Below are 19,413 nucleotides of genomic sequence, written 5' to 3' on the forward strand. Positions count from 1 at the left end.
ACCTCCTACTTTAATTTTTTGGCATCTTGAACTATTTTAAATAAAGTATTCATTGCATCTAAAGGCGTCATAGTCATAACCTCTATATTTGCAATTTCAGATAATAAAGATTCCTTTTCCAACATAGTAAAGTCAATTTGTAGCGGTTCATTGCTTTCTTTAACTATAGTAGATTCATTAATCTTTTTGTCTGTATCCTTAGATACTTCTTTTATAGTATCCTCTACAACAATGTCTTCTTTTTCTATAGCTACTTCTCTTTCATTAGTATTCTCTGGTTTTATTTCAGTTTCTTTTTCTTTATAAGTATTAAATAATTTATCTATTTCTATTGATTTTTCATTTTCTAATTTAGCTAATATATGCTTAGCCCTATCTATTACTTCTAACGGTAATCCAGCAAGTTTAGCAACTTCAATACCATAAGATTGATCTGCTCCTCCTTCAACTATCTTTCTTAAGAATATAACTTGCCCTTCTGTTTCTTTAACAGCAACTGAATAGTTTTTAACACCATCAATTATTCCTTCTAGTTTAGTTAGTTCATGATAGTGAGTGGCAAATAATGTTTTACATTTTAAATCGTTATTTTTAGATATATACTCTATAACAGACCATGCAATACTTAAACCATCATAAGTTGATGTTCCTCTTCCAACCTCATCTAATAATACTAAACTATTAGGAGTAGCATTTTTTAATATATTAGATACTTCCCACATTTCTACCATGAAAGTTGATTTACCACCAGCTAAATCATCTGATGCACCTATTCTTGTAAATATTTTATCACAAACAGATATATTAGCGCTTTTAGCAGGTATAAATGAACCTATTTGAGCCATAAGAGTAATTAGTGCAACCTGTCTCATATAAGTTGATTTACCGGCCATATTAGGTCCTGTTATTAAAAGTAATCTATTATCATTCTTATTAATACATGTGTTATTAGATACAAACTCTCCGTTACCTATTACCTTTTCCACTACAGGATGTCTACCATCTTCTATTTCTATTATTCCTTCATTATTTATATTAGGTCTAATATAATCATTATCAACAGCAACTTTAGCTAAAGTAGTAAGAGCATCTAAAGATGATATTATATTAGCGCTATTTTTTAATCTAGGAATTTGAGCTTCTACTTTATCTCTTAACTGTACAAATAGTTCATATTCAAGTGCCATTAAATGTTCATCAGCCCCAAGAATTTTTTCCTCAACTACCTTTAATTCTTCTGTAATATAACGTTCAGCATTTGCCAATGTTTGCTTTCTTATATATCTTCCCTCAGGTATTAAATTATAGTTAGCTTTAGAAATTTCTATATAATATCCAAAAACCTTATTATATCCTATTTTTAATGATTTAATTCCAGTAAACTCTCTTTCTTTACTTTCTAATGAAGCTATCCATTGTTTACCGTTTAATTTTGCCTCTCTTAGTTCATCTACTTTATCAGAGTAACCAGCCTTTATTATATTACCTTCTTTAATAGAAGTGGCAGGATCGTCTAATAATGCCTTTGAAAGTAATGTACTTATATCTTCTAATACATCTAAGTTTTTATACCATTTATTTAATAAATCTGCTTTACATACAGACAGTCTTTCTTTTATTTCAGGTAATTTCTTTAAAGAGATATTTAAAGATACCAAGTCTTTTGCATTTACATTTTTATTAGAAATCTTACCTACTATTCTTTCAATATCATATATGTCTCTTAAGGCTTCACGTAATTCTTCTGTAAAATAAATATTATTAAATAATTCATCAACAGAATTTAATCTATTATTAATTTCATCTATATTGATTAGAGGTTCTTCTATCCATTTTCTTAAAGCCCTTCCCCCCATTGTAGTAGAGGTTTTATCTAAAACCCATATTAAACTACCTTTTTTTGATTTTTCTTTAAGGTTTTCTGTTAATTCTAAGTTTCTTCTAGAACTACTATCAATAGTCATATAATTAACTATATCGTAAGTTTCAAGAATATTTATATTAGAAAGGCTCATTTTTTGAGTATCCAATATATATTTTAATAATACGGAAGAGGCTATTTTACTTCTTAAGTCTAATCCAACAACTTCTACTTCGCTAAATTGATTTATAAGTTCCTCATCAGTACAGTTAAAGTGAAGTATATCTTTCTTTGTTATTAATGCATTGCTTATATTATGAATTTCATTTATTAACTCTTCGTCAAAGTTTATATCAACAATTACTTCTTTAGGTGAAATTTTAGAAACTTCATCTAAAAGAGTTGTTTTTAATTCTTTAAAGAAAGTAGTTTTGAATTCACCAGTAGAAATATCTGATGATGCAATTCCATAATATCCATCTTGACTGTATATAGCCATTATATATGTATTTTTATATTCCTCTTCTCCATTTCCCTCAGAGAATGTTCCAGGTGTAATAACTTTTATTACGTCTCTCTTAACAATTCCTTTAGCTTGAGCAGGATCCTCTACTTGTTCACATATAGCAACCTTATATCCTTTAGCTACTAGTCTAGAAATATAGTTTGAAGCTGCATGAAAAGGAATACCACACATAGGTGCTCTCTCTTCAAGTCCACACTCTCTACCAGTTAAAACTAATTCTAGTTCCTTAGAGGCAGTTTTTGCATCTTCAAAGAACATTTCATAAAAATCACCTAATCTATAAAAAAGAATACAGTCTTGATATTTATCTTTTATCTCCACATATTGTCTCATCATTGGAGTTAAAGCCATGTTAATCACCTCAGTTATATTTTATATGCTAAATTCAACATCTTAGCCGTTTATCAACAATTATACAACATTTCTAAATTAATAGAAAGTGATAAAAATGAAAGTAATTTCTGTAATTGAAAGAGCTTATATATACTGTTCTTACAATATTATAGAGTATACTATTAGAAAGCTAAAAAAGGAGCCTCGCACTAATTATTTAATGCGATAGCTCCTAAAAAATTATTTTACAGCTTCACCAATTAAAGAGAAGTTTTGTGCCTTAGTAATTTTAACATTTACTATATCACCAACTTTTACATCTTCTCCAGAGAAGTTAACTAGTCTACCATTTCTAGTTCTACCTGAAAGTTTACTTTCATCATTTTTACTAGTACCTTCAACTAATACTTCAACAACTTTACCGTCATAAGCTTTATTCTTAGCTATAACACCATTATTTACGGCTTCAACTAATCTATTGAATCTGTGATGTTTATCTTCTTCAGAAACTTGATTTAACATCATATCAGCAGGTGTATTATTTCTTCTAGAATAGATAAAAGTAAAGGCTGAATCATATTCTACTTCTTTTACTAAGTTTAGTGTATCTAAGAAGTCTTCTTCAGTTTCACCTGGGAACCCAACAATTATATCTGTTGTTATAGCAACATCAGGTATTTCTTGTTTAATTTTATTTACTAAAGACATATAGTATTCTCTTGTATAATGTCTATTCATTTTCTTTAAGATTCTATCAGAACCACTTTGTACAGGTAAGTGGATTTGTTCACATAGTTTACCACATTCTTTAATAGCTTTAATAACATCATCATTTAAATCTTTTGGATGAGATGTCATAAATCTAACTCTTTCTAAACCATCAATTTCATTTATCATTCTTAAAAGCTCTGCAAATGAAACTTCATTTTCAAGTCCTTTTCCGTAAGAGTTAACATTTTGACCTAGTAAAGTAACTTCTTTATATCCCTTTGAAACTAAATCCTTTATTTCATTTATAATATCTTCAGGTTTTCTTGATCTTTCTCTACCTCTTACAAATGGTACTATACAATAAGTACAGAAATTATTACATCCATACATGATAGTTACAAATGCTTTTACATCACTTTGTCTATCTATTGGTAGTCCTTCAACAATTTCTTCTTCCTTATTAAATATTTCTTTTATTTGAACTCCTTCTGTTCTTACTCTATTTAAGTATTCAGGGAATTTATATGCATTATGAGTTCCAAAGATAATATTAACATATGGGAATTGTTTTAATATTTTATCAGCCATACCGTCTTGTTGCATCATGCATCCACATATACCAATTATTAAATCTGGATTTTTTTCTTTTAATTTTTTTAATTGACCTAAGTTACCAAATACTTTATTTTCAGCATTTTCTCTAACACAACAAGTATTATATAATATTATTCCAGCTTCATTTTTATCTTCTGTTCTTGTATATCCAAGTCTTTTAAGCATACCTGAAAGTTTTTCTGAATCCTCTTCATTCATTTGGCATCCCCAAGTTTCTATATAATATTTTAATAATCCATTATTTGTTTCGTTAACCATAAAAAATTTCCTCCATTGTTACTTATATATTCAATTCTTAATGTATTATAACATAATATTTTGTAAAAAATAAATACTAAACCACTTAGTATTTTTTTCTTTAATATCTTTTTTTGTAAAAAAATAAGGATAGCTTTAACTATCACTTATAAAAACTTTAATATGTGTAAAGAAAGATAAGTAAAAAAAATTAAAATAAGTTTATCTTTCCCATCTATTAATTATAGATTGGGGAGTAAATCCTATCCAATTATATAATTTTAATGCACCATAATTAGTCTCTTCAACTCTTATAAATAATTCATTAATATTCATATTTTTAGCTTTTTGAATTAAATTATTTAATAAGATTTTACCAAAACCATAATTTCTGAATTCTTTTATTATTCCAAAATTAACCACAGTATACATATCTCTATTATAAATTATTTGACCATATCCAATAGCTACATCATTCACTTTAAGAAAGAGTGATAAATCTTCAATATAATAATCTTGTTCTATATCATTTTTTATATCCTCAATCTCTAATGGAACTCTAGTAGAAGCAGAAAAAATAGAATTTTGTAATTTACATCGAAGCTCTTCATCCTTTTTTAAAACAACCTTTTCTATAGATATTTTAACTTCATTTATGTTAGAATTATATAACATATTTATTTTCTTTAATAAGTCATTATTATCTTTTAATGAACATATTAGATTATTTGTTTGTTGTTCTTTATTATAATTTTTTAAATTTATACTCATCAAAATTGAAGGTTTTACTTTTTTAAAGCCTAGTTTTGAAAGCATTTTATTATTACATGTGTCATCACAAGTTTCATAAGAGAGAACAGTATTATTAAAGCTATTTAAAATATTAGGAGATAATAAATCTAAATATTCTTGTTTAACATATAAAGACCATACTCGAACAGGAATATCTACTGGAACCTCATACCAGATATATCCTATAACAGTTTTATTATAAGTAAATAGCTTAACAAACTTTTTTAAAAAAATTTTTAAAAAAAACTTTTCATTTTCATAGTATTCAAAAAAGTTTTTATCATAGTTTTCTTTACTGAATCTCTCTAAATTTAAAGTTTTAAAATTCTCAAAATTATTACTAGACAACCTTTCTAAAAATACCATACTTAACCCCTATTCTAATTTTCTCATAACCCTTAATATATAAAAAGATTACACTTATATATATGTGTAATCTTTTTTTTTTATTTCTAAAATTTATTGCGCATCTTTTATACTTAAGGCAATTCTTTTATTTTCTTTATCTATACTTAAAATTATACATTTAACTTCTTCATCTATTTTTAATACTTCAGAAGGATGTTTAATGTGATCATGGCTTATTTTAGAAATATGAACTAAACCATCTATTCCAGGTTCTAATTCTACAAAAGCACCAAAATCATTGATTCTAACTACTTTACCTAAAACAGCTGAATTAATAGCATATTTTTCATCTACTACGCTCCATGGTTCTGGAGTTAAGGCTTTTATACTTAAAGATAATTTCTTTTGTTCTTTATCTAAGCTTAAAATCTTAACATCAACTATTTGACCAATTTTTAATATTTCTTCACAAGAATTAACATGTCTCCATGAAAGTTGAGATAAGTGTATTAAACCATCTATTCCATTAATTTCTGCAAAAGCACCAAATTTAGTAAATCTTTTGATTTCAGCTTTTACGATATCACCTTCATGTAATGAATCCCAAGCTAATTTCTCTTTTGCAGCTTTAGCTTCTTCTAATATTATTCTTCTTGATGCAACTATTTTTGAAAGATTATCTCTTGAAAAATCAATTAATCTTACAGTTAAAGTAGTTCCAACTAAGTTCTCCTTATTTTCAACATACTTTGTATCTATTTGAGACGCAGGGATGAAAATTCTAACACCATTATAGTAGGCTACTAATCCTTTCTCTTTAGCATCTTTAACAATAACATCAAATTCAGATTTATTATTGAATAACTCTTCTAATTTAGCTAATGTTTCTTCTTTTTCATATTCTAATCTAGATAAAACTACATAATTATCTTCATTCTTTAATTTTATTACTTTAGCTTTTATTGTATCTCCAACTTTTAAAGTTGATAATACTGAATTAAGTCTATCTTCAGATGCTAATTCTTTAAAAGGAATTACTCCATCAGACTTATATCCAACTAATGATATTTGTAATTGACCATCTTTTATTGAAAGTATTTCTCCTTCAATTTCATCACCAATTTTAAATCTTCTGTCCATTTCATTCATTAATAATAATTGTTCTTCCATTTTTATAATCCCTCCATAATTTTGACTACTTCCTTTATAATCCAATCTGGAGTTGAAGCTCCAGCTGTTATACCGATATTTTTAATATTCTTATTTTCTAATAAATCCTTAGGCAATTCGCTAGCATTCTCAATATGAATTGTATTTTTACAATTTTCCTTAGCTATTTGATATAGTTTAGTTGTATTTGAACTATGTTTTCCGCCTATAACAATCATGAAATCAACATTTTTAGATAAGTCATATACGCTTTTTTGTCTTTCTTCAGTTGCTGCACAAATTGTATTAAAGGATTTTAATTCTTCAATAGATTCCTTGGATAAATTATCCATTGTTTTATCCCAATTTTCTTCTTTTTCTGTAGTTTGAGAAACTACACAGACCTTATTTGGAAGATGTTCTTTAAAGCTACCATCATTAGTAATTATAGCATCGTTATTGCACCAACCATTAATACCAACAACCTCAGGATGTTTTTCATCACCAAGAATAACAATTTTATATCCTTCATTAGAGAATTTATTAACTTTTTGTTGGATATTAGTTACAAACGGACATGTTGCATTTATAACAATTAACCCTTTTTCATTTAAATCATCAAATGTTTTTTTTGATACACCATGAGATCTTATTAAGATAACATCTCCTTTACATAGATTGTCTATATTATTTAGGTCTATTGCATATATATTATTTTCTTCTAAGTATTTTACTACATCACCATTATGTATTAATGGGCCTAATGTATATATTCTTTTATTAAATTGTTTTTGAGTTTTTATTGCTTCATCTACTGCTCTTTTAACTCCAAAACAAAAACCAGCATTTTCAGCTAATAATACTTTCATAAATTTTCTCCTATATCTTTAGTTTTTAAATGATATCTCTTAATCTATTGTAAAGCATTTTCTATAAAATTACAAATTATTTCAGTAACTTCATCAATATTGTAATTAGAACTATCGATTTCTATAGCATCGTCCGCTTTTCTTAATGGATCAACTTCACGAGTACTATCAATGTAATCTCTTTTAATTATATCTTCTAAAAGTTTATCATAATTAACATCTAAGCCTCTATTTAGAAGTTCTGTATACCTTCTTCTTGCTCTTTCTTCAGGTGATGCAGTTAGGAAAAACTTAAATTTAGAATTTTTTAATACAACTGTTCCGATATCTCTACCATCCATAATTACGTTATATTTTTCTGACATTTTTCTTTGTAGAGAAACAAGCTTACTTCTTACTTCAGGAATAGAAGCATAGTTAGAAACTATTGCACTTATCTCTGGCATTGTTATTTCATTTTGAATGTTAACTCCATCTAATATTAAATCATCATTTTCAAAATGCATTTCCATGTTATCTATCATAGACATTAATGCAGTAATATTAGTAGTATCAATATCATTTCTTTTAGCTAATAAAGCCACAGCTCTATACATTGCTCCAGTATTTATATACATTAAATCAAATTTTTTACCTACTAGCTTAGCTATTGTACTTTTCCCCGCACCAGCTGGTCCATCTATTGCTACTGATATTCTCATAATAATTTTTCCACCTTTCAAATAAAACCTCTATCTTATGTTCTTATTAATTATATAATTAAATTTTAAATATAACAATCGTTAAAGAAAACTACCTATATTGTAAAATAAATTCTTTCTTTAGCTCCTAATAACGAAATTTCATTCTATAAATATTTTTATTAAATATTATTTCCAGCAATATATCCAGTGGATAGCGCTATTTGTACGTTATAACCACCAGTAAATGCATCTACGTCTATAACTTCACCTGCAAATGATAAATTTGAAATTAATTTAGATTTCATAGTAGATGGATCAATTTCTAATGTATTAACTCCACCGGCTGTTACTATTGCCTCTTCTATAGGCCTTAATCCCTTAATGTTCATTTTTATATTTTTAATTATATATACAAGATTTTTTCTTTCATCTTTAGTTATAACATTTACTTTTTTATCCGCTGGAATTCCACTTAGTCTAATTATTAAAGGAATTAGTTTTTGAGGTAATAAGTCATTTAAAGAATTCTTAAACTCTTTATTTTGATACTTTAAAAAGTCCTTTTGAATTCTTTTATCAAGTTCATTAATTTCTAATGCTGGCTTTAAATCAAGTAATGCTGTATAACTTGAATCATTTTTTATAAATCTTGAACCTTTTAAGACTAATGGACCTGATATTCCATAACTTGTAAATAGCATTTCCCCCTGCTCTTTATATAAAACTTTATTGTTTTTTAAAATACTTAATGAAATATTTTTTAAAGATAATCCCATTAATTCTTTCAGCCATTTTTCATTTAATTCAATAGGCACCAATGAAGGTTTTAAATCAATTATGCTATGTCCAAGTTTTTTTGCAAAGTCATATCCATCACCTTTAGAGCCTGTAAGTGGATAAGATGCTCCACCAGTAGCTATAATAAAATGATCCCCTATTATTTTTTGAGAATTGTTTATTTCAACCCCTAATATTCTGTCATTTTTAGATAAAATATTAGTTACCTTAGAATTAAGTTTAACTTGAACATTATTCTCCTTTAATCCATTAGAAAGGCCTTTTATAATATCAGATGATTTGTCAGATGATGGAAATATTCTTCCGCCACGTTCTGTTTTTAATTTAATTCCTTGGTTTTCAAAGAAGTGTATAGTATCTTCATTTGTAAATGAGTAAAGTGAGCTATATAGGAAATGAGGATTTCCATAAATATAATCAAAAAATTCACTTATATCTTTGGCATTTGTAACATTACATCTACCTTTGCCTGTTATAAAAAGTTTTTTACCAACTCTATCATTTCCGTCTAAAAGAATAACTTCATGATTTTTAGAGGCAGTGATTGCGGCCATTATTCCTGCAGGGCCAGCGCCTATTACAATTACTTTTGCCATTTAAAATCCTCCTAAAATTTTATTTATAATAACTAAAGGAATTAACATTTGTTAATTCCTCCTCTTTTAGAATAAAATATCTTAATCATCCCCGACATTTCTATTATTATAGGAGTAGACATTATATTCTTGCCATATTTCTTCAAGACTATTAAATGTAGAAGAAATGTTTTCTTTTTCTCTCATTCCAACAGCTATTATTAAAGCATTTATTACCGATAATGGTGCCACTAAAGAGTCAACAAAAGAGGCCATATTACTTTGTGCAATTAATGCATAATCAGCTCTCGTTGCTAATGGAGATAAAAAGCTATCTGTTACAGCTACAACTGTTGCACCTCTATCTTGAGCAAATGCTAAAGCATCTATGGTTCTACTAGCATAACGAGGAAAACCAATTCCTATTACTAAATCACCTTCACCAACATTTATCATTTGTTCAAATATATCAGAGATACCATAACCAACAGTTTTTACATTCTGTAAAATAATATTTAAGTAGAAACCTAAAAATTCAGCTAATGCCATTGAACTTCTAAGACCTATTATATAAATTCTCTTAGCAGTAAAAATATTATTAACAACATCTTCAAATGTATTATAATCGATTTTTTCCATTGTAGATCGAATATTTTCCATATCTGCTTTTAAAACACCTTTTAAAGCATGACCTTCAGTTATATAGTCACTAGATAACTCTAATCTTTGTACTGTTGTTAATTTATTTTTTATTAACTCTTGAAGAGATTTTTGAAGCTTAGGATATCCTGAAAAGCCTAATTCTATTGCAAACCTTACTACAGTTGACTCTGATACTCCAACTGAGGTACCAAGTTTAGCAGCTGTCATAAATGCTGCTTTATCATAATTTTTTAATATGTATTCAGCAATTAATTTTTGCCCCTTACTTAACCTAGGAAATCTCATTTGAATTAACTTCATTAAATCCCTTGATTCATCATTAATACTTCGTTCCATTTATTGTACGCTCCTAATTTAATTAACTTCAATTATTTTAGCATTATTTATAAATTTAATCAATGTTCGTATATTAAAAATTGCAAGACTTACAAATAATAATTCAAACAAAAACTATTTTTTCTCTACTATTACTAGTAATGGAGATGTGTTAGATCTGTTTATGCATTCATGTATCATAACTCCAAACTTATTTTTAGGTAAGTTTCTTAAATATTGAAGAATGCAATTTTCTTCTTCTTTACCTTCATTATGACCTCTATAAATAGCTATGGCCATTATTCCATTACTAGATAATAAATTTAAAGAAAGTTGTATACTTTTAAGACTAGTTTCTGCTAATGTTGTTATATTCTTATTACCACCTGGTAAATATCCAAGGTTATAACATATACAATCAATTTCTTCATTAATAAATTCATCTATTTTATGATGAGATTCATTTATTATTATTACGTTATTATTTTTATCTACGTATTTTTCACAAGCTTCTTTTTGAATTTCAAAAGCATACACTTTTTTAAAGCATGAAGATAAAAAGTCACAGTCATATCCATTTCCTAGTGTAGCATCAACAGCCACATTTTTATTTTCTACATACTCATTAATAATATTGTGTGCTAATATACTGACATCTGAAACATATTTAAACATACTCTAACCTCTACAAACCTCTAATATAATTTAATTCTCTATCAGTTAAAGGTCTCCATTCACCTTTTTTTAGATAACCTAATTTTATATTTCCTATTGAAACTCTTTTAAGACTTATAACTTCATGATTTAAAGAAGAACACATTCTTCTTATTTGTCTATTTTTACCTTCGTGTATTGAAATTTCAACAGTTGATAAAATCTCATCGCAATTTTTTTTCTTATTAAATCTCTTTTCTTCAGATATTATTTCAATATCTGCTTCAGCAGTAACATAACCACCAATATCTATCCCTTTTTTAAAACGCTTAATATCATTTTCACTAAATTTCCCTCTACATACAGCAATATAATTTTTCTTTATAGATACTCTAGGATGTATTATATTATTATAAATACTACCATCATTTGTTAATATTAATAATCCTGAACTATCGTAGTCTAATCTACCTATAGGATATATTCTTTCTTCAACATTAACTATATCTAAAACTGTTTTTCTACCCTTTTCATCTTTAACAGAAGTTATATATCCTTCTGGTTTATTAAGCATTATGTAAACTTTTTTCTCTTCTACCTTTATGATTTTATTATTATATTCAACAATATCTTTTTCAGGATTAATTTTAGTTCCGACTTCTGTTATGACTGTACCATTTACTTTAATTTTTCCATCTAAAATTATTTCTTCGCATTTTCTTCTTGAAGCGATACCACATCTAGCCATGTACTTTTGTAATCTTTCTTCCATTTTATTCACTCCGTCTCTTAATATTCAAAGTAATTATATATTTTATAGTTAATTAATACAACTAAATATTTATAGGTTTATATTATTAAAATGAAATAATGTAAGTTAATATTTATAAATAATAAAAGTTACTTGTTTTTATATATAATGTATAAATTGTTAATTTTTATTCAAAAATTGTATATTTCTGTGATAATATATATATATTAGAAAAAACAATTGTTGTTACATATGAAAAGGGAGGCTATATTATGTGTTTGGAAAAAATTAAAGAAGCAAGAGAAAATATAAAAGATGTAGTTACTAAAACGCCATTATTATATAGTAATGTATTTAGTAAAAGTAGTAATAATGATGTATATATGAAGTGTGAGAATCTTCAATTAACAGGGGCGTATAAAATTAGAGGTGCTTTAAATAAAATTATATCTTTAACTGAAGAGGAAAAATCTAAAGGTGTTATCTGTTCATCTGCAGGAAACCATGCTCAAGGAGTTGCTTATGCAGCATCATTAATGGATGTAAAATCTAGTATAGTAATGCCGAAAACTACTCCATACTTAAAAGTTGAATCAACTAAAAATTATGGTGGTAATATAATACTTCATGGAAAGTGTTATGATGATGCTTTTATTAAAGCAAAAACTATTGAAGAAGAGGAAGGTAAGGTTTTTATACATCCTTTTAATGATATGGATGTAATTTATGGACAAGGTACAATTGCACTGGAAATATTTGAAGAAATTAATGATTTAGATTATATACTTGTTCCAATAGGTGGGGGTGGTTTAATATCAGGTATAAGTATTGCTGCTAAATCCTTAAATCCAAATATAAAAATAATTGGTGTACAAGCTGAAGGAGCACCTTCAATGGCATTAAGTATAGAAAAAGATAAAATTTGCACATTAGATAGTGTTAATACAATTGCTGATGGTATTTCGGTAAAAACACCTGGCAGTACTACTTTTGAAATTGTTAGAGAATATGTAGATGAAATTATAATAGTTTCAGAAAGTGATATTGTAGATTCATTTCTTTTATTAGTTGAAAAGCATAAATTAGTAGCTGAAGCTTCTGGTGTTGTAACTTTAGCTGCATTAAAGAAATTAAAAGCAAAAAATAAAAAAGTATGTTGCATACTAAGTGGTGGAAATATTGATATGCTAACAATATCAACATTAATAAATAATGGTCTTGTTTCAAAAGGTAGACTATTCTGTTTCTCGGTAGAGCTTAAAAATGTACCAGGAGAGTTATTAAAAATATCTGAAATTTTAGCAAAAGAAAGTGCAAATGTGGTAAAGCTTGAACATAATCAATTTAAAGCTATCAATAGGATACACAATGTATTATTAGAAGTTACTGTAGAAACTAATGGCCATGAGCATATTGAGAAAATTATTAATTCATTTGAAAGAGAAAAATATTCTATTAAGGTTATGTATTAATATATAAAGTTAAAAAATATAAGTCTTTACTTTAAAAGTAAAGACTTATATTTTTTATGTTTAAATTCTAAACTCCGTATTTTTTATAATATTCAGCTATAGCAGCTTTTATCTTATCATCAATATATACAGTTCCATCAATTTCTCTATTATATAAATATTCAACAACTTCAGCCATTGTAACTATAGGATAAGTTGTAATTCCAAATGCTTCTTTGATCTCAGATTGAGCTGACTGTTCTCCCTTACCCTTTTCCATTCTATCAACAGATATAACTAAGCCAGCAATTTCTACGTCCCCCTGAACTTTTAATATTGGAGCTGTTTCATAAATTGAAGTTCCTGCAGTCATAACATCTTCAACTATAACTACTCTTTTGCTACTGTCTAGTTTAGCACCAAGTAAAATTCCACCTTCACCATGGTCTTTAACTTCTTTTCTATTTGAACAATATTCAACATTTGCTCCATATAATTTATTCATAGCTATAGCTGTAGTAACAGTTAAAGGAATTCCCTTATAAGCAGGTCCGAATAATACATCTACATCAGAACCAATATGTTCATTAATAGTTTTAGCATAAAATTCGCCTAATTTTTCAAGTTGTTCTCCTGTAGTATAGTTTCCTGTATTAATAAAGAATGGCGTTTGACGTCCGCTTTTTGTAACAAATTCTCCAAATCTTAAAACATTACTTCTTACCATAAATTCTATAAATTCTTGTTTGTATTTTTGCATAGAAAACAACTCCTCTAATATGTATATTTTTCTTAAACATTGTAACATTATTCGTAAAAAAAGCCAATAAATATTTAAAATAAATAAAATTTATATTTATGGTTAGTATATTTTGAAGATGTCAATAATTAAAATGTGAAATCTAAGGGATATAAGATATAGGGGTATCTTATTTTTTAGGAGGTAGATATGAGAAAAAATAAAAAAAAATTATTTAGCATAGCTATTATTTTAATAATAGTTATTATTTCAGTTACTCAAGTAAAGAGATTAAAATTTTTATTTGAAATTATAAAATTAAGTAATAGTTTACCTACTATATCAAGTAATTTTTATAATGAACCAATTAAAGATATTACCTATAAAGATATTGTATATAAAAAAAGAGGTAACAAAGAAATTAAATTAGATATTTATACAAATAGAGAAGCTAAGGAAGCAACACCAGTAATTATATATGTATTTGGTAATGGATGGATGTACGGGGACAAAGTAATCCCCTCCGCTATAGAATCTATTATTAATTTACTTAAAGATGAAGGGTATGCAATAATTAGTACATCATATGAATTAATGGATGATGAAGTTATTTTAGAAGATCAAATATCAGATGTTAAAGATACAATTAGATGGGTATATAAGAATAAGGATAAGTATAATTTTGATGTAAATAATATAGGTATTATAGGTCCATCTGCAGGTGCTCAACTTTCAATGATGGCTACTTTTTCACGAGATAATGAGTTTATAGGAGATCAATCTTTAAAGTCATATTCATCTAAAGTAAAGTACATAATTGATTTATTTGGTCCAACTAGATTAAGTGAAGTAAATTTATCAGTTGGTCCAGAAGAGGTTGTTGAAAAGTTTTCTGATAATGATATAGAGCAATTATCTAAAAAGTTTAGTCCTATTGAATATGTAAGAGAAGATTTACCGGATACACTTATAATTCATAGTTTAAAGGATAATATTGTACCATATGAAAGTTCTGTAGAATTATATGAAACTGCATTAGAATATAATAATAATTTTGAATTATACACATTGCAAAGTTGTACTCACTATCTAGAAAACTTATCAAATACAGAAGCTTTAAATTTATATATGAAAATAGTGGATTACATATTAAGTAAAACTAATTAAATTTTAATACTAGATTATAATTTATTAAAGTAAAAGAGAAAATATTAATTATATATGATATATAATTAATATTTTCTCTTTTATGTTCTCAATAACATTATTCAAGTATTTTAATTTTTTTAGTATTAGCATCAAGAAGTACTTTTGAACCTAAAGGTAGGGTTAAAGTTGGAAGACAGTGTCCACAAGCTAAGTTACTTAAGGTTGGTTTATTTAATGGTAAAATAATTTCATTAAAAACATCTTGTAAAGATAAACTTTTTTTCGTATTTGGAGCGATACAATTAGTAAAGGTCCCTAAAACTATTCCGTTTACATCTTTTAATTTTCCAGATTGCTTTAATTGAGTGAGCATTCTATCTATTTTATAAGGTGGTTCTTCTACCTCTTCTAAAAATAATATCTTATTTTTCGTATTTATTTCATATTTTGTTCCTAATGAAGAACAAATTAATGATAAATTTCCACCAATAAGTTGACCACTACTTATACCAGTATTAATACTTTCAAGATTATATCCTTCTGGATTATAAATTTCTTCTACTTTGTCGTTACCAAAAATAAATTTTTTATAGTAACTAGCGGTATATTCATCTAATCCTTTTATTAGCTCGGTTGATATCATAGGACCATGATATGTCACAAGCTTGCTTTTTTGATTTATAGCAATATGAAGAGCTGTAATATCGCTATATCCAACAAAAATTTTGGGGTTTTTTTTGATTAATTTAAAATCTATAAGGTTTAATAATCTAGCGCAACCGTATCCACCACGAAGTGCAAAAATACCTTTTATATTTTTATCTGCAAACATACAATTTATATCCTTTGCTCTTATATCATCAGTGCCTGATAAAAATCCATGTTCTGATAGACAGCTCTCTCCTACTACCACTTTTAATCCTAATGTATTTAATGAATCTACACATTTATCAATTAAATTTTTATCAGTAGGACTTGCAGGAGATATTATGGCCACAGTATCACCTTGGTGTAATGGTTTTGGTTTAATCATTTTTATCATCCTCTTATAATTTATATACTTTAATATATTATTTACAAGTGATAATTAGTGACTATTAACTACTATTTTATTACAATTTTAAATTAGCATACTAATAGGTATTAAAAGTAAAGATTCTCCCGGAATCTTAAATCTAGGTTGTTCTGGTAAATAAATACCTGAGCTTGATAGATTTTTCATAAGAGGAGAACAACATCCTAAAAAATTTTCATAGAAGTTAGCCTGTCCTGACTTTCTTAATAAATGAATGTATTGATTAGAATTACACTTCCTAATAACCTTTCCAACTATTGTACAAGGACAATCCGCACTATCGTAAATATTTGCATAAGTACTAATGAAATTACTATTATTAACAGTTAATACAACATCCATATCTCCACATTTAACAATCATATCTTGACTGTTATTAGTTGTTAAAAGTGATTGTAAGTAATTAACTTGTTTATACATGGTATCATAATTTACAAAGGAACTATTAGTGCTTTTTAATGTTTGACAATATGAATTTAGATTATCTGTTCCAATACAAGCTAATAAGTTAGATAAACTATCTATATAAGATACCATAGATTCACTAGATATTTGACCACTTAATTTAACATAATCACCTGAATTTATATTAGATATTGAATAATTACTACTGTTAAATTCTTTAATTAAGTGTGATTGGTTTAAACCTTCAAGTAATTGTTGATGTATTTCGAAGGTTGTATATATTCGAGTTAGCTCCTCTTCTCGTCTAACAAATCTTCTACCTTCTAATGATTGATTATCTCTATTTACTGTTGTTACGGTGTCAGCTTCAGTGAAGTTTTTTCCTTTATATCCATCACGTTCATCTCTTACACATCTATCTTCTCCATAATGTTGGTTACTTCCTTCAATTCCTGTTTTTGCATTTAAGGTTCTATCTTCTATAAATCTAGAGGTTCTTTTTTCAATATATCCATCTATAACTAACGAGTTTAAATTTTTAGTTAAGGCCTCATCAAGATAAATAAGTAAGTCAAGAGCATCACTCAAAAGATATTACCTCCTTATAGAGTTTTATACAATATCATAATGATTTATATTATAAAGTTTATTATTTTTTTTATCTATAATATTAAAATATAAGAGACTTATATATAGTATTCTAAATATAATAATTAATTACTTCTTATTAATGAAAATAAAACGCTGCTTAATAAAATAATAGCAATAACTAATAAAGATACTATTGTTGATATATTAATTCCCCAGAATGCAACAAATAGTTTTATTCCTGTAAATATTAGAATAAATGCAACACCATATTTTATATAACTAAACATGCTATTTAATTTTGCTAATAGAAAATAAAGGCTTCTTAGGCCTAAAATAGCAAATATGTTGGAGGTATAAACTATATATGGATTAGTTGTAATTGAAAATATTGCTGGAATAGAATCTAACGCAAATATAATATCAGAACTTTCAATTAATACTAAAATTAATAATAATGGAGTGGCATGTAATACTCCATTAATTCTAATGAAGAACTTTTCATGATGTAATTCATTTGTAACCGGAATTAAATGTTTCATAAGATTTAAAACATTACTTTTAGAAAAATCAGTTTCTTCTTCTTTATTTAATAATATTTTTAGTCCACTACAAACTAAGAAAAGTCCGAAAATATATAAAAGCCAATTAAATTTACTAATTATAGCAACACCTAGAAAAATAAATATAAATCTTAATATTACGGCCCCTATAATTCCATAAGTAAGCACCCTTTTTTGATATAAAATTGGAATATTAAAAGATGTAAATATAATTAAAAATAAAAATAAATTATCTACACTCAAACTTAATTCAATTATGTATCCACCTAAAAATTCAAGACCATAATCTGCTCCGAAAATAAAATAAATAAATACATTAACTATAAAGGCAAGGCTTGCCCACATTACAAAATTTCTTAATGCACTTCTTGCTCTCAAAATACTTCTCCTTTATTAAATTAATTCACAGAATAATTATATGATTTAATATATAAATTTATTTATAATAGAAAGAATAAAAAAAGTAAGATTAAATTTAAAATTTAATCTTACTAATAAATATTAGTGAATTAATTTACCTGAATCATTAACAAGAACCAGATCTTCTGGATAGGGCATAAAAAATGTCTGATCAATCAAATGATTAAGATCAAATCTAATAATATAGCTTTTAACCAAGTATAGGGGAACAGAAAATGGTACATATCCATTTTGATATTTATCAATTGTACTCCAAATAAATTGCATCTCATCAGAAGATATTTTGTCATTAAATTGATCTAATGATTTTAATAAAACATTAATATTAGATGTATATCTAGGAGCTTTTTCTAATAATCTATGAAGATAGAATTCGTATTCTTTAAATAATGATTCTAAATTTTCAATTTTATCTTTATAAATAAATTCATCAAGTATTCTAGAGTACTTTTGGCTATAGGATAAAAATAATAAAGTATTTTTTAAATGAAATTTCTTAAGCTTTTCAAAGTCAAGAGTACTTTTAGCATTTCTAAAATCACATAATATAAAAATTCTAGCTAAGAAATGTTCACGTATCTTAAAATTTGTTAATCTTCCATCATCTTCAATAGGTATATAGGGGAAATGCTTTAAAACAGCTTCGGTAAAGAATCCCTTCTCACGTCTTATAGCTCTACCCTTTTCAAATGTTGTATATATTTTAGCATCTTTAACTCCACAAGAAGGTGATTTACATTTTAATATAAACCCATCAACAGCATTTAGCTTTTTTAAGAATTCTTCAGAAAAATGTATCATATCCTCTGTGATAATTCTATTATCCTTAGGTTGAACAAGCTCCCTTTTATTATCTATTTCAACTATTCTAATAGGATTTCTTGGAATGGTTAATCCACATTCTACCTCAGGGCAAACTGGTATAACTTCAACGTATTTACTTAGTTTATCTATAAATTCATTTTGTTCAATATTTCCGTTATATCTACAACTTTCAAAACCTAAACATTTACTTATAACTATAATTGGCTTATTAGTATTCACTATCATTATCTATCCTTTCTGATGATTATATAATTATTTTTTCTCTAATCTATATTATTTATACAAAGGGAAATTATAAAGAAAATAACACTATAAAAT

At 26.5% G+C, this 19,413-nt stretch carries 17 protein-coding genes; 2 read left to right on the forward strand and 15 right to left on the reverse strand.

Translation table 11 applies throughout. From position 1 onward, the window contains the following. Positions 1-5 precede the first annotated feature (5 nt). The 10 genes from mutS to Q0G30_RS00830 form a co-directional block, all read right to left on the reverse strand. Positions 6-2,738, reverse strand: coding sequence for a DNA mismatch repair protein MutS (mutS, locus tag Q0G30_RS00785; protein ID WP_294385229.1), 2,733 nt, complete (start codon positions 2,736-2,738; stop codon positions 6-8). Positions 2,739-2,960: 222 nt separating this feature from the next. After that, positions 2,961-4,304: a tRNA (N6-isopentenyl adenosine(37)-C2)-methylthiotransferase MiaB gene (gene miaB / locus Q0G30_RS00790; RefSeq protein WP_294385232.1), complete on the reverse strand. Its 1,344-nt coding sequence runs from the start codon at positions 4,302-4,304 to the stop codon at positions 2,961-2,963. A gap of 201 nt (positions 4,305-4,505) precedes the next feature. Next, positions 4,506-5,441 carry a GNAT family N-acetyltransferase gene (locus Q0G30_RS00795; protein WP_294385234.1) on the reverse strand — a complete coding sequence of 312 codons (936 nt, stop codon included), beginning with the start codon at positions 5,439-5,441 and terminating at the stop codon, positions 4,506-4,508. A gap of 93 nt (positions 5,442-5,534) precedes the next feature. Then, on the reverse strand, positions 5,535-6,593 hold the full coding sequence (rpsA, locus tag Q0G30_RS00800; protein WP_294385236.1) for a 30S ribosomal protein S1: 1,059 nt from the start codon (positions 6,591-6,593) through the stop codon (positions 5,535-5,537). Between the two features lie 2 nt (positions 6,594-6,595). Beyond that, the gene (locus Q0G30_RS00805) at positions 6,596-7,441 is read right to left on the reverse strand and encodes a 4-hydroxy-3-methylbut-2-enyl diphosphate reductase (protein WP_294385238.1); all 846 of its coding nucleotides are present in this window, start codon (positions 7,439-7,441) and stop codon (positions 6,596-6,598) included. A gap of 44 nt (positions 7,442-7,485) precedes the next feature. Beyond that, positions 7,486-8,148 (reverse strand): (d)CMP kinase, encoded by a 663-nt coding sequence (gene cmk, locus Q0G30_RS00810; RefSeq protein ID WP_294385533.1) that lies wholly within the window; start codon positions 8,146-8,148, stop codon positions 7,486-7,488. A 155-nt stretch (positions 8,149-8,303) separates the two neighbouring features. Next, positions 8,304-9,518 (reverse strand): NAD(P)/FAD-dependent oxidoreductase, encoded by a 1,215-nt coding sequence (locus Q0G30_RS00815; protein WP_294385240.1) that lies wholly within the window; start codon positions 9,516-9,518, stop codon positions 8,304-8,306. An 81-nt stretch (positions 9,519-9,599) separates the two neighbouring features. Next, positions 9,600-10,496, reverse strand: a complete 897-nt coding sequence (locus tag Q0G30_RS00820) for a MurR/RpiR family transcriptional regulator (protein ID WP_294385243.1) — start codon at positions 10,494-10,496, stop codon at positions 9,600-9,602. 114 nt (positions 10,497-10,610) lie between these two features. After that, a complete protein-coding gene (locus Q0G30_RS00825) occupies positions 10,611-11,150 on the reverse strand; it encodes a class I SAM-dependent methyltransferase (protein WP_294385246.1) in 540 nt (179 codons plus the stop codon). A gap of 10 nt (positions 11,151-11,160) precedes the next feature. After that, positions 11,161-11,901 (reverse strand): pseudouridine synthase, encoded by a 741-nt coding sequence (locus tag Q0G30_RS00830; RefSeq protein ID WP_294385249.1) that lies wholly within the window; start codon positions 11,899-11,901, stop codon positions 11,161-11,163. Positions 11,902-12,152: 251 nt separating this feature from the next. On the opposite strand from Q0G30_RS00830, the gene ilvA reads away from it, so the two are divergent. Then, positions 12,153-13,352, forward strand: a complete 1,200-nt coding sequence (gene ilvA, locus Q0G30_RS00835; protein WP_294385253.1) for a threonine ammonia-lyase — start codon at positions 12,153-12,155, stop codon at positions 13,350-13,352. A gap of 67 nt (positions 13,353-13,419) precedes the next feature. Here ilvA and pyrE read toward each other — a convergent pair whose 3' ends face one another. After that, a complete protein-coding gene (gene pyrE / locus Q0G30_RS00840; RefSeq protein WP_294385256.1) occupies positions 13,420-14,091 on the reverse strand; it encodes an orotate phosphoribosyltransferase in 672 nt (223 codons plus the stop codon). A 189-nt stretch (positions 14,092-14,280) separates the two neighbouring features. On the opposite strand from pyrE, the gene Q0G30_RS00845 reads away from it, so the two are divergent. Beyond that, on the forward strand, positions 14,281-15,237 hold the full coding sequence (locus Q0G30_RS00845) for an alpha/beta hydrolase (protein WP_294385259.1): 957 nt from the start codon (positions 14,281-14,283) through the stop codon (positions 15,235-15,237). A gap of 97 nt (positions 15,238-15,334) precedes the next feature. Here Q0G30_RS00845 and Q0G30_RS00850 read toward each other — a convergent pair whose 3' ends face one another. The 4 genes from Q0G30_RS00850 to Q0G30_RS00865 form a co-directional block, all read right to left on the reverse strand. Continuing rightward, the gene (locus tag Q0G30_RS00850; protein WP_294385262.1) at positions 15,335-16,252 is read right to left on the reverse strand and encodes an LD-carboxypeptidase; all 918 of its coding nucleotides are present in this window, start codon (positions 16,250-16,252) and stop codon (positions 15,335-15,337) included. Between the two features lie 87 nt (positions 16,253-16,339). Beyond that, positions 16,340-17,287: a hypothetical protein gene (locus Q0G30_RS00855; protein WP_294385263.1), complete on the reverse strand. Its 948-nt coding sequence runs from the start codon at positions 17,285-17,287 to the stop codon at positions 16,340-16,342. A gap of 125 nt (positions 17,288-17,412) precedes the next feature. Beyond that, positions 17,413-18,228 (reverse strand): TerC/Alx family metal homeostasis membrane protein, encoded by an 816-nt coding sequence (locus Q0G30_RS00860; RefSeq protein ID WP_294385266.1) that lies wholly within the window; start codon positions 18,226-18,228, stop codon positions 17,413-17,415. Between the two features lie 123 nt (positions 18,229-18,351). Beyond that, positions 18,352-19,320, reverse strand: coding sequence for a DUF523 and DUF1722 domain-containing protein (locus Q0G30_RS00865; RefSeq protein WP_294385271.1), 969 nt, complete (start codon positions 19,318-19,320; stop codon positions 18,352-18,354). Positions 19,321-19,413 lie beyond the last annotated feature (93 nt).

It is taken from the genome of uncultured Clostridium sp., assembly GCF_934754925.1.
Taxonomy (GTDB): domain Bacteria; phylum Bacillota; class Clostridia; order Clostridiales; family Clostridiaceae; genus Clostridium.